The sequence below is a fragment of the Bacillus sp. TH30 genome, from assembly GCF_016650875.1.
Lineage (GTDB): Bacteria > Bacillota > Bacilli > Bacillales > Bacillaceae_G > Bacillus_A > Bacillus_A mycoides.
This window is the reverse complement of the sequence record NZ_JAEKEY010000002.1, coordinates 1,851,850-1,865,072: the sequence shown is the minus strand read 5'-3', so window position 1 is coordinate 1,865,072 and position 13,223 is coordinate 1,851,850. Positions and strand designations below refer to the sequence as shown.

Below are 13,223 nucleotides of genomic sequence, written 5' to 3'. Positions count from 1 at the left end.
GATATGGCTAAGAAGGGGAATGTATTACAACAACTTGGTTCTTTAATTGGATTAGTATTAATTATCGTAGTAATTACAGCTTTAAATCCAGCATTTATTGAAATTCCAAATTTATTTAATATACTGCGCCAAGTATCGATTAATGCACTCATTGCATTTGGAATGACCTTCGTTATTTTAACAGGGGGTATTGACTTATCGGTAGGTTCTATTTTAGCATTATCAAGTGCACTTGTTGCCGGAATGATGGCAAGTGGCATGGATCCGTTCCTTGCAATGGTAGTTGGATTATTAGCAGGTCTTGCAATGGGGATTGTAAACGGTATCATTATTGCGAAGGGAAAAGTAGCTCCGTTTATTGCAACTTTAGCAACAATGACTATTTTTCGCGGGTTGACGCTTGTTTATATGGACGGACGTCCGATCACTGGTCTTGGTGATCATTTAATGTTCCAAATGTTTGGCCGTGGTTATTTCCTTGGTATTCCTGTGCCAGCCGTTACAATGATGATTGCTTTTGCAGTATTGTACTTTATTTTAAAGAAAACAACGTTTGGTCGCCGTACGTTTGCGATTGGTGGAAATGAAGAAGCAGCAGCTTTATCAGGTATTAATGTTACGAGAATTAAAGTAATGATTTACGGTCTTTCCGGAATTTTGGCAGCGTTTGCAGGTATTGTCTTAACATCAAGGTTAGATTCTGCACAGCCGACTGCTGGTACTTCTTACGAATTGGATGCAATTGCTGCAGTTGTGTTAGGAGGAACGAGTCTTTCAGGTGGAAGAGGATGGATTGTTGGTACATTCATCGGTGTGCTTATTATTGGTGTACTAAATAACGGTTTAAATTTATTAGGTGTATCTTCTTTCTTCCAACAAGTTGTAAAAGGACTTGTAATCTTACTAGCTGTACTAATTGATCGTCGAAAAGAAGCGTAATGGAGGGGCAATTCATGAAAAAATGGTTACTGATACTCGTTGCATGCATCATGGTAGTTACTGCTGGTTGTTCAATGGAACCACCAGAATGGGCAAAGGATTCTAGCGATAAAGGTCGAAATAAAACTATTAAAGTTGGATTTTCTGTTTCAACTTTAAATAATCCATTTTTCGTCACGTTGAAAAAAGGTGCAGAAAAGAAGGCAAAAGATAGCGGCATTGAATTAATTGCTGTTGATGCACAAAATGATGCGGCGAAGCAAACAAATGATGTTGAAGATTTAATTCAAAAAGGTGTCGATGTAATTGTTATTAATCCAACCGATTCAGATGCTGTTGCTTCAGCGGTAAGTGCAGCTAATGCAGCCAATGTTCCTGTTATTACAGTAGACCGGGTTGCGAATTCAGGTAAAGTTGTTTCTCATATTGCTTCCAACAATATAGAAGGTGGTCAAATGGCTAGTGATTACATTCGGGAAGTAGTTGGTGAAGGAACAAATGTTGCTGAGTTAGAAGGAATCCCTGGATCGTCTGCTGCTCGTGAGCGTGGGAAAGGATTCCATAACGTAGCTGATAAGTCTTTAAAAGTAGTAGCAAAACAAGCAGCTGATTTCGATCGTGCAAAAGGATTATCCGTTATGGAAAATATTTTGCAAGCAAATAGCGATATAAAAGCAGTGTTTGCTCATAACGATGAAATGGCATTAGGCGCAATTGAGGCATTGAAATCTGCTGGTAAAACAGATGTGGTTGTTGTTGGATTTGATGCAACAGATGATGCTGTAAAAGCGGTTAAAGATGGGCGTATGGCAGCAACAGTTGCTCAAAAACCGGAATTAATCGGAGAGAAGGCGATGGAAACAGCGAAAGAGATAACACAAGGTAAAAAAGTGGACAAATTTATTCCGATTGAATTAGAGCTTATTAAGAAAAAATAAATAAATATAAAATGAAAATTAGGAAGGAAGAATAACAAATGAAATTTTTTATTGATACAGCAAACATTAACGAAATTAAAGAGGCAAATGCATTAGGCGTAGTAGCTGGAGTAACGACAAACCCATCACTTGTAGCAAAAGAAGGCGTAGATTTCCATGAGCGTATTCGTGAAATTTGCAGCTTTATTGAAGGACCGGTAAGCGCAGAAGTAATTAGCCTAGAAGCTGATAAAATGATTGAAGAAGGAAAAGAGTTAGCAAAAATCGCTCCAAACGTTGTTGTAAAAGTTCCAATGACAACAGAAGGCTTAAAAGCAGTAAAAGCATTCTCAGATTTAGGAATTCGTACAAACGTTACATTAGTATTCTCAGCAGTGCAAGCATTACTTGCAGCTCGCGCTGGTGCGACATACGTTTCACCGTTCTTAGGTCGCCTAGATGATATCGGTCATAACGGTATGGACTTAATTCGCCAAATCGCAGAAATCTTTGCAATTCACGGCATTGAAACAGAAATCATTGCAGCATCTGTACGTCACAGTGTTCATGTAACAGAAGCAGCATTAAACGGTTCACATATTGCAACAATCCCAGCAAACGTAATCGCTTCATTAGTGAAGCATCCATTAACAGATCAAGGAATTGAGAAATTCTTAGCTGATTGGGAAAAAACACAAGAGAAATAATACGAAATGGAGAACCCAAGTTTAATTAACTTGGGTTCTTTTTTTTGTTTGAAAGAATTTTCATGCAATTGTGCATATTGTCTTTTAAATTTTTAATATAAGCTATTTAATATATACAAATCACTCTTTATTTTTCACATTTCGACATAAAAAAGATAGAGGGTCTGACCAGAAAACTGGAGGGCATGATTCTATAACAGAAAGCTTATTTCTTATAGAATCATGTCTTTTATTATACAAGGGAGGATAGATTACATATTTTTATCTGAAGTTTAAGATTGATACAAGGGGATGAGTAAAATGAGAAAAAAAGCGCCATTTAAAGTGTTGTCATCATTAACGATCGCGACAATCATCGGATGCTCAGCTGTAATGAGTGCTCCGTTAGCATACGCAGAAACGCCAGCAAAAGAAAGTGTGTCTACAACGCCAATTGATCATAATTTAATTCAAGAAGATCGTTTAGCAGAAGCGCTGAAAGAAAGAGGAACGATTAATCCAGCCTCTTCTAAAGAAGAGACGAAAAAGGCTGTAGAGCAATATATTGAAAAGAAGCAAGGGGATCAGGCAAATAAAGAAATTCTTCCAGCGGATACTGCTAAAGAGGCATCTGATTTCGTGAAAAAAGTAAAAGAGAAGAAAATGGAGGAAAAGGAGAAAGTAAAGAAACCTGAAAAAAATGTGAGTCCTGAGCAAAAACCAGAACCAAATAAAAAACAACTGAATGGACAAGTCCCAACTTCTAAAGCAAAGCAAGCGCCATATAAAGGGTCTGTTCGAACTGATAAAGTATTAGTATTACTCGTTGAATTTAGTGATTATAAACATAATAATATTGATCAAACACCAGGATATATGTATTCGAATGACTTTAGTAGAGAGCATTATCAAAAAATGTTATTTGGTAATGAACCGTACACATTATTTGATGGTTCAAAAGTAAAAACGTTTAAACAATATTATGAAGAGCAGTCTGGTGGAAGTTATACGACAGATGGATATGTAACGGAGTGGCTAACTGTTCCAGGAAAAGCGTCTGACTACGGTGCTGATGGTAGTAGTGGTCACGATAATAAAGGACCAAAAGGCGCACGTGATTTAGTGAAGGAAGCTTTAAATGTGGCAGCTGAAAAGGGATTAGATTTATCTCAATTTGATCAATTTGACAGATATGATACAAATGGTGATGGTAATCAAAATGAATCTGATGGTGTAATTGATCATTTAATGGTAATCCATGCTGGTGTTGGTCAAGAAGCTGGCGGTGGTAAATTAGGAGATGATGCAATTTGGTCACATCGATCTAAATTAGCAAGGGATCCAGTAGCGATTGAAGGAACAACAGCTAAAGTACCTTATTGGGATGGAAAAGTAGCGGCTCATGATTACACAATTGAACCAGAAGACGGTGCAGTAGGTGTGTTTGCACATGAATTTGGACATGACCTTGGTTTACCAGATGAGTATGATACGAATTATACTGGAATGGGATCACCTGTTGAAGCGTGGTCATTAATGAGTGGAGGTAGTTGGACAGGGAAAATTGCAGGAACAGAGCCAACTAGTTTCTCACCACAAAATAAAGACTTCTTACAAAAGAATATGGGCGGCAACTGGGCAAAAATTTTAGAAGTAGATTACGATAAAATTAAGAGTGGTGTAGGCGTTCCTACATATATTGATCAAAGTGTTACAAAATCAAATCGTCCAGGTGTCGTACGTGTCAACTTACCAGGTAAGAGTATTGAAACAATTAAGCCTGGATTTGGAAAGCGTGCATACTATAGTACAAGAGGCGATGATATTCATACGACATTAGAAACACCATTCTTCGATTTAACAAAAGGAACAAATGCGAAATTTGATTATAAAGCGAATTATGAACTAGAAGCAGAGTGTGATTTCATCGAAGTACATGCTGTAACTGAAGATGGAACGAAAACATTAATTGATAGATTGGGAGAAAACATAGTCCAAGAAGATAAAGATACAACAGATGGAAAATGGATTGATAAATCATACGATTTAAGTCAATTTAAAGGGAAGAAAGTTAAACTACAATTCGACTATATTACAGATCCAGCTTTAACATATAAAGGTTTCGCAATGGATAATGTAAATGTAACAGTTGATGGACAAGTAGTATTTTCAGATGACGCAGAAGGACAGTCTAAAATGAAGTTAAATGGATTCGTTGTTTCTGATGGGACAGAGAAGAAACAACATTATTATTATTTAGAGTGGAGAAACTATGCTGGATCAGATAATGGATTAAAAGCGGGAAAAGGTCCGGTGTATAATACAGGTCTTGTCGTTTGGTATGCAGATGATAGTTTCAAAGATAACTGGGTTGGGTTACATCCAGGTGAAGGCTTCCTTGGTGTTGTAGATTCTCATCCAGAAGCGATTGTTGGAAATTTAGGTGGGAAACCAGCATACGGTAATACTGGAATTCAAATTGCAGATGCTGCATTTTCATTTGATCAAACACCTTCATGGAGTGTAAATTCATTTACACGAGGACAGTTTAATTATACTGGATTACAAGGTGTTACAACGTTTGATGATTCAAAGGTATACAGTAATAAGCAAATTGCTGACGCAGGACGAAAAGTTCCAAACCTTGGACTTAAATTCCAAGTTGTTGGACAGGCAGAGGATAAGTCGGCAGGCGCTGTTTGGATTAGACGTTAATAAAGTAAAAGCACATTCTTCATATGAAGAGTGTGCTTTTATATTTGTACAGTAAGTTATTATTTCAGCTTATGTAATACAATCGTCTGTTCATATATAGTGTAGCAAATTATGTGGGGAAAAGAAATATTTCCGAGGAAATTGTCGAAGTATCGTTGGTATTTATAGACTTTCTTTTTTAAAGGAAGAATGTAGTATTGCTTTTATACATAAGTTTATTTACAGTATTACTTGGTTATATGCAAAAGTAATATATATTAGGCGAAAAAAAGACAATGATGGAATTAACCCATCATTGTCTTTTTTACTTTGCTTCTTACAAAAATCATTCCAGCAAATGTTAACAAGAATGCAGTTCCGATAACGAAGCTAGCGCTAGGTGATGCTCCGATTGCTCCAACTGTAAAGGATCCAGCAACAACTCCTAACGAGAAGAATGCATAAAACAATCCGAATGCTTTCCCTCGGTTACTATCTGTTGTATTTTCAACAAGTAAAGCATTAATTGCTGGGAAGAGGATAGCGAATCCAATGCCATAAATCATCATAACGATAAAGAGCATGCCTTTTGTTGCGAATAATCCGAGTAAAGATAACGCTAGTGCCATTACTGCAATCCCGATTAGCATTAGTTTGGAACGATTAAATCGATCGTAAATGCGATTTGTTGGCAGTAAGAAGAAGAGGATAGCGGTAATTCCGAATACACTTAACATCATGCCTGTTGTAGATGCTTTAAGTGCTAATGCCTCAACTTTTACTGGTAACATATAAGTGACAATCCCTTGTGAAAACATTAGTGTGAAAGCACCAATATATGCTTGTAATAACGGTTCTGATTTCAATAGTTCAATCATATCTTCTTTGTTCATCATTTGTGTTCTTGATGTATCTTTTCTTGATACGTTATTTGGTAAGAAGAATAGAGATACGATTGTACCAAGGACCATTAAAATAGAAATAGTAATGAACACCCACTCTATACCAGCTGTTGCTTTCATAATGCCGCTGAAAGCAGGTCCTACGATTGCAGCTGTTCCAACAGCGGCACCAGATAGAGCCATTGCTTTACCTTGCCTTGCTGAATTCGTTTGCTTTGATAAAAACGTAAAGGCAGCAGGAATTAAAAATCCGTCACTAAAACCGTGCATAAAGCGCACAACTAATAGTTGTTCACCACTTTGAACAACGGTGTATAACAAGACTATGAAACTCGTAATTCCCATGCTTATATAAAGGATTTTTTTTGCACCAAATTTATCGACAGCGGCTCCAGCGATAATATTACCGATCATATTAGCGAATGAGTACATACCGATAACTAGCCCGATAACAAGAGGGGTTCCTCCAAGACTTTGAGCGAAAGTACTCATAATAGGTAATTGTGAAAACGTATCTAAAAACGCTACGATAACAATAAAGTAAATAAAATATTTCAAGCGATATTCACCTCTCCTATGCTATTATGGCATAATGCTAATTTCAACCGCAATGAAATTAGCATTAACAGATGTGGAAAAAAGTACAAAGTGACAAAATATTGAACGTTATTTGTTAAAATTTAGTGGAAATGAGATTGTTTTTTTGAAATATATGGATGGAAGTATTATAATAGATTTGTAAACTTCACCAGGTTAAGTATATACGTAGAGAGGGATGTATAAAATGAAAGCACTACTTTGGCATAATCAACGTGATGTACGAGTAGAAGAAGTACCAGAACCAACTGTAAGACCAGGAGCAGTTAAGATTAAAGTTAAATGGTGTGGTATCTGCGGAACAGACTTGCATGAATATTTAGCAGGACCTATTTTTATTCCAACAGAAGAGCACCCATTAACACACGTAAAAGCACCGGTTATTTTAGGTCATGAGTTTAGTGGTGAGGTAGTTGAAATCGGTGAAGGCGTTACTTCTCATAAAGTGGGAGATCGCGTCGTTGTAGAACCAATTTATTCTTGTGGTAAATGTGAAGCTTGTAAACACGGACATTACAATGTTTGTGAACAACTTGTTTTCCACGGTCTTGGCGGAGAAGGCGGCGGTTTCTCTGAATATACAGTAGTACCAGAAGATATGGTCCACCATATTCCTGATGAAATGACGTATGAACAAGGTGCACTTGTAGAACCAGCAGCAGTAGCAGTTCATGCAGTACGTCAAAGTAAATTAAAAGAGGGAGAAGCTGTAGCGGTATTTGGTTGTGGTCCGATTGGGCTTCTTGTAATCCAAGCAGCAAAAGCAGCAGGAGCAACTCCTGTTATCGCAGTGGAACTTTCTAAAGAACGTCAAGAGCTAGCTAAATTAGCAGGTGCTGATTACGTATTAAATCCAGCAACTCAAGATGTACTAGCAGAAATTCGTAACTTAACAAATGGTTTAGGTGTAAATGTGAGCTTTGAAGTAACAGGTGTCGAAGTAGTACTTCGTCAAGCGATTGAAAGTACAAGTTTTGAAGGACAAACTGTAATTGTTAGTGTGTGGGAAAAAGATGCGACAATTACGCCAAACAACCTTGTACTAAAAGAAAAAGAAGTTATCGGTATTCTTGGATACCGTCATATCTTCCCAGCTGTTATTAAATTAATTAGCTCTGGCCAAATTCAAGCAGAGAAATTAATTACGAAAAAAATCACAGTGGATCAAGTTGTTGAAGAAGGATTTGAAGCACTTGTAAAAGATAAAACACAAGTGAAAATTCTTGTTTCACCTAAATAATAGAGAATAGTAAAAAGTAGCCCTTTTCTAGAAATAGAAGAGGGCTACTTTTTTTCTATACAGAAAGGTGATAAACTTTCCTTTAACTAAAGGTATTTTGTTTGGAAGGGGAAGTCTAATGCTTTCATTTATGTTGACATTGAAACGGATGCTAAAAGCTTGTTTACGAGCGTGGAAAGATAAAGAATTTCAAGTATTATTCGTATTAACATTTTTAACATTAACATCTGGTACAATTTTTTATAGTACAGTTGAAGGATTACGTCCTCTTGACGCTTTATATTTTAGTGTGGTCACGTTGACGACTGTCGGTGATGGGGAGTTTAGTCCGCAAACTGATTTCGGAAAGATATTTACAATCTTATACATATTTATTGGGATTGGATTAGTGTTTGGATTTATTCATAAGTTGGCAGTTAATGTACAACTGCCAAGTATATTATCGAATAGAAAAAAAGAGTAAAGCATGTGGATGCTTTACTCTTTTTTTACATTAGTTTAGACAATCATTCGTAGTAGCTTAACAATACTTTATTACAATATAAGTGCATTCATTCATTATATTCACTATGTATAAAGTTATAATGATATGAACATTTGCATATTTTAATTTATTGATAGAAATTTCATGAAAGGTGGGATATTCTAGTCATAGGTTAACCGGACGATATCATAGGATCCTAACAAAAAGTTTACAATAATTCAATTATAAAATGGAGGATTTCAGATGAAAAAGAAAGTACTTGCTTTAGCAGCAGCTATTACATTAGTAGCGCCATTACAAAGTGTTGCATTTGCTCATGAAAACGATGGGGGAAGTAAAATAAAAATAGTTCATCGCTGGTCTGCTGAAGATAAACATAAAGAAGGCGTAAACTCTCATTTATGGATTGTAAACCGTGCAATGGATATTATGTCTCGTAATACGACACTTGTAAAACAAGATCAAGTTGCACTATTAAATGAATGGCGTACGGAGTTAGAGAACGGTATTTATGCTGCTGACTATGAAAATCCTTATTATGATAATAGCACATTTGCTTCACACTTCTATGACCCAGACAATGGGAAGACTTATATTCCATTTGCAAAGCAGGCAAAAGAAACTGGCGCTAAATATTTTAAATTAGCTGGTGAATCATATAAAAATAAAGATATGAAACAAGCATTCTTCTATTTAGGATTATCTCTTCATTATTTAGGAGATGTAAACCAACCGATGCATGCGGCAAACTTTACAAATCTTTCGTACCCACAAGGATTCCATTCTAAATATGAAAACTTTGTAGATACGATAAAAGATAATTATAAAGTAACGGATGGAGATGGATATTGGAACTGGAAAGGTACAAATCCAGAAGATTGGATTCACGGAGCGGCAGTAGCTGCGAAACAAGATTACTCTGGTATTGTAAATGATAATACGACAGATTGGTTCGTGAAAGCAGCTGTATCACAAGACTACGCAGATAAATGGCGCGCTGAAGTTACACCAATGACAGGTAAGCGTTTAATGGATGCACAACGTGTTACTGCTGGATACATCCAGCTTTGGTTTGATACGTACGGAAATCGTTAAGTATTTGAAAAAGGTCAAATCTCAGAATAGAGTATTTGGCCTTTTTATCACTATACAGTACATGGAGGTATGAAACGTGAAAGGTAAATTGCTAAAAGGTGTACTTAGCTTTGGGATTGGTTTAGGAGTTTTATACGGAGGATTTTCAGCTCAAGCAGAAACGTCTACAAATCAAAATAATACTTTGAAAGTGATGACGCATAATGTGTACATGCTATCAACAAACCTATATCCCAACTGGGGACAAAGTGAGCGTGCTGATTTAATTGGAGCGGCAGATTATATAAAGAATCAAGATGTTGTTATATTAAATGAAGTGTTTGATAATAGTGCTTCAAATCGTTTATTAGGAAATTTGAAGAAAGAATATCCAAATCAAACGGCAGTATTAGGTCGTAGTAGTGGAAGCGAGTGGGATAAGACGTTAGGTAGCTATTCATCTTCAACTCCTGAAGATGGAGGCGTTGCAATCGTGAGCAAATGGCCGATCGTTGAAAAGATTCAATATGTATTTGCAAAAGGATGTGGGCCAGATAACTTATCGAATAAAGGATTTGTATACACGAAAATTAAGAAAGATGATCGTTTCGTTCATGTAATTGGGACGCATTTGCAGGCTGAAGATAGTATGTGCGGAAAAAATTCACCTGCATCTGTACGTACAAACCAGTTAAAAGAAATTCAAGATTTTATTAAAAATAAGAATATACCAAATGACGAGTACGTCCTATTTGGTGGCGATATGAACGTGAATAGAATAAATGCCGAGAACAATAGTGATTCAGAGTACGCATCCATGTTTAAAACATTACATGCGTCAATTCCATCTTATACGGGACATACAGCAACTTGGGATGCGACGACAAACAGTATTGCGAAATACAATTATCCAGATGCACCTGCTGAACATTTAGATTATATTATTGCGAGTAAAGATCATGCGAATCCATCATTCGTAGAGAATAACGTATTACAAGTGAAATCTCCAAAGTGGTCTGTTACATCATGGTTCAAAAAATATACGTATGATGATTATTCTGATCATTATCCAGTAGAGGCGACTATTTCTATGAAGTAGAGTAGTCTTAAAAAAGTTTCTTCGTGAAGAAGAAACTTTTTTTATTTGCAAACAGGAAAATCATTTTTTCTTTCCAATATGTATAAGACATATATAGAAGAGGAGAGAAAAATGTGGATAGAGGAATTTTTAAGGAAGTTCCATTACCGTGTGCATTTTTAGATGAAGTGGCTTTAGAGAGGAATATTCAATCGATTATAGAGTTAAGTGGAGATAAGAAAATTCGTATAGCGAGTAAGTCATTACGCTCTGTTCCAGTTATGAAAAAGATTTTAGCTGCAAATAATCGGTTTCAAGGTATTATGTGTTTTTCTCCTAGAGAAGCTTTGTTTTTAATTGAACAAGGATTTAATGATTTATTGCTCGGATATCCTGCTTATGATGAAAGAGCTTTATATGAAATTAGTTTGCTAACAAAGCAAGGACACATCATAACTTGTATGGTGGATTGTGAAGACCATATTGTTTATTTAGAAAAAATTGCTGAGAAGTCTAAAGGCTGTTTTCGTGTTTGTTTAGATATTGATATGAGTAGTCGTTTTTTTCAATTTCATTTTGGTGTAAAAAGATCCCCGGTAAAAGATGTGCAGAGCGCTTTGAAAATAGTAGAAAAGGTGAAGGGCTCATCATATTTAATACTAGATGGTGTAATGGGATATGAAGCTCAAATTGCCGGGGTGGGGGATCATATACCGAATCAATGGATGAAAAGTAAAGTGGTTTCGTATTTAAAGAAGAAATCAGTGTTAGAGGTTAAAGAAAGAAGAGGACGTATCGTAAAAGAAATACAAAATCTAGGTATTGAACTAAGGTTTGTAAATGGGGGAGGCACAGGAAGTATAAAAACAACTGAGCAAGATCATTCAGTTTCAGAGATTACGATAGGCTCTGCTTTTTATGCCCCGAAGCTGTTTGATTATTATAAAGAAGTGCAATTTCATCCAGCTGTCGGATTTGCTTTACCAGTTGTGCGTAAACCAGCCCCAACTATTTACACTTGTCTAGGTGGTGGATATATTGCCTCAGGCGCAACTGGGAAAGATAAAGAACCTGAGGTTTGGAGGCCAAATGGTGCCAAACTATTAGCTTTAGAAGGTGCAGGCGAGGTACAAACACCGATTTTTTATAACGGCGAGGAACGAGTAGAGATAGGAGATTCTATCTTGTTTCGCCATAGTAAAGCTGGAGAATTATGTGAGCGGTTTCCTTTTTTATATCGTGTGAAAGAAGAAGAGATTGTTGGGGAGTATTCAACATATCGGGGGGATGGCCAATGCTTTCTATAAAGGGACAAAAATGGAGAAATTGGACAGGGAATGTAGAAGGAACGCCGCATTATACGATGTATCCAAAAAGTATACAAGATGTAGTAGAAGTTGTGGGGCTTGCACGAAAAAAAGGAAAGAAAATTCGTGTTGTCGGTTCAGGTCATTCGTTTACACCTCTTGTGCAAACGGAAGAAATTTTAGTTTCTTTAGATGAATTGAAGGGCATTGTGAATATTGATGCAGAGAAGAAGGTTGCCGAAGTATGGGCGGGAACAAAGCTACATGATTTAGGGAAGTTACTTCAGGAAAAAGGTTATGCGCAAGAAAATTTAGGGGATATTGATTCACAATCTATTGCAGGAGCGATTAGTACGGGGACTCATGGGACAGGTGTTACATTTGGGAGTTTATCAACACAAGTTATAGAGATCACGGCAGTTTTATCAACAGGTGAGAGTATAGTTTGTTCAGAAGCCGAGAACGCCGAATATTGGAAAGCATTTCAGTTGTCGCTTGGAATGCTAGGTATCATTGTAAAGATAAAATTGAAGGTTATCCCAGCGTATTCGCTTGTTTATGAAAGTGAAAAACAATCATTGTCTACTGTAATGAAGAAACTAGAAGAATATAAGAAGAATCGTCATTTTGAATTTTTCGTTTTTCCTTATTCAGATGAAGTGCAAGTGAAATTTACAAACAAAACAACGAGTAAAGAAAGTGATTTGAAATGGCATAAACTAAAGGTGGAGTTACTGGAAAATAGGATGTTCTCTTTATTATCTAAAGGGTGTAAATGGTTTCCTTCTATAAGTAAAGGAGTAAGCCGATTATCAGCTAAGGCTGTACCGAACACGAAAATAATTGGACCAAGCTATGAAGTGTTCGCTACATCACGTACAGTTCCATTTTATGAAATGGAGTACAGTGTCCCTTCAAAGGATATGAGGGCTGTTGTAGAAGAAATTTCAAATCTTATTGAAAAGAAAAAGTATAAGGTGCACTTCCCGATTGAATGCCGCTACGTGAGAGGTGATGATATATGGCTCAGTCCAGCATATGGAAGAGATTCAGCGTATATAGCTGTTCATATGTATAAAGGTATGAAGTATGCCGCTTATTTTGGTGAAGTGGAGAAAATTTTTCTAAAGTATGAAGGGCGCCCACATTGGGGGAAAATGCATACGTTAACGTACGAAAAATTGCAAAATATATATCCAGAATTGCATTCGTTTCTAAAAGTGAGGAAGTCACTAGATGAAACAGGAATATTTTTAAGCCCTTATACAGAAAAGTTATTTACGATTATGAAAAAAAGCTGACAAA

11 protein-coding genes are annotated in these 13,223 nt (G+C 36.4%); 10 read left to right on the top strand and 1 reads right to left on the bottom strand.

The features are described 5' to 3' along the window. The first annotated feature begins 3 nt into the window (after positions 1 to 3). The 4 genes from JFU20_RS11855 (at position 4) to inhA2 (ending at position 5,257) form a co-directional block, all read left to right on the top strand. Entirely contained in the window at positions 4 to 939 is a 936-nt protein-coding gene (locus JFU20_RS11855; RefSeq protein WP_002010578.1) for an ABC transporter permease subunit, read from the top strand. 14 nt (positions 940 to 953) lie between these two features. Further along, entirely contained in the window at positions 954 to 1,877 is a 924-nt protein-coding gene (gene rbsB / locus JFU20_RS11850) for a ribose ABC transporter substrate-binding protein RbsB (RefSeq protein WP_033715632.1), read from the top strand. A 38-nt stretch (positions 1,878 to 1,915) separates the two neighbouring features. Then, the gene (gene fsa, locus JFU20_RS11845) at positions 1,916 to 2,563 is read left to right on the top strand and encodes a fructose-6-phosphate aldolase (RefSeq protein WP_000667669.1); all 648 of its coding nucleotides are present in this window, start codon (positions 1,916 to 1,918) and stop codon (positions 2,561 to 2,563) included. Positions 2,564 to 2,863: 300 nt separating this feature from the next. Next, entirely contained in the window at positions 2,864 to 5,257 is a 2,394-nt protein-coding gene (gene inhA2 / locus JFU20_RS11840) for a M6 family metalloprotease immune inhibitor InhA2 (protein WP_201038640.1), read from the top strand. A 284-nt stretch (positions 5,258 to 5,541) separates the two neighbouring features. Here inhA2 and JFU20_RS11835 read toward each other — a convergent pair whose 3' ends face one another. Continuing rightward, the gene (locus JFU20_RS11835) at positions 5,542 to 6,696 is read right to left on the bottom strand and encodes an MFS transporter (protein WP_002010574.1); all 1,155 of its coding nucleotides are present in this window, start codon (positions 6,694 to 6,696) and stop codon (positions 5,542 to 5,544) included. 226 nt (positions 6,697 to 6,922) lie between these two features. Between JFU20_RS11835 and bdhA the strand changes: the two genes are divergently transcribed. From bdhA to JFU20_RS11805, 6 genes are all read left to right on the top strand, one after another. After that, complete coding sequence (bdhA, locus tag JFU20_RS11830; RefSeq protein WP_000645834.1) at positions 6,923 to 7,975, top strand: (R,R)-butanediol dehydrogenase; 1,053 nt, start codon at positions 6,923 to 6,925, stop codon at positions 7,973 to 7,975. A gap of 118 nt (positions 7,976 to 8,093) precedes the next feature. Further along, complete coding sequence (locus JFU20_RS11825; RefSeq protein WP_002010570.1) at positions 8,094 to 8,438, top strand: potassium channel family protein; 345 nt, start codon at positions 8,094 to 8,096, stop codon at positions 8,436 to 8,438. A 264-nt stretch (positions 8,439 to 8,702) separates the two neighbouring features. Further along, positions 8,703 to 9,554: a phospholipase CerA gene (gene cerA / locus JFU20_RS11820; protein WP_002010569.1), complete on the top strand. Its 852-nt coding sequence runs from the start codon at positions 8,703 to 8,705 to the stop codon at positions 9,552 to 9,554. Between the two features lie 76 nt (positions 9,555 to 9,630). Next, the gene (sph, locus tag JFU20_RS11815) at positions 9,631 to 10,632 is read left to right on the top strand and encodes a sphingomyelinase C (RefSeq protein WP_201038639.1); all 1,002 of its coding nucleotides are present in this window, start codon (positions 9,631 to 9,633) and stop codon (positions 10,630 to 10,632) included. Between the two features lie 113 nt (positions 10,633 to 10,745). Next, positions 10,746 to 11,918 (top strand): amino acid deaminase/aldolase, encoded by a 1,173-nt coding sequence (locus tag JFU20_RS11810; RefSeq protein ID WP_002010565.1) that lies wholly within the window; start codon positions 10,746 to 10,748, stop codon positions 11,916 to 11,918. Beyond that, positions 11,906 to 13,219, top strand: coding sequence for a D-arabinono-1,4-lactone oxidase (locus JFU20_RS11805; protein ID WP_201038638.1), 1,314 nt, complete (start codon positions 11,906 to 11,908; stop codon positions 13,217 to 13,219). Before JFU20_RS11810 ends, JFU20_RS11805 begins: the two co-directional genes overlap by 13 nt. Positions 13,220 to 13,223 lie beyond the last annotated feature (4 nt).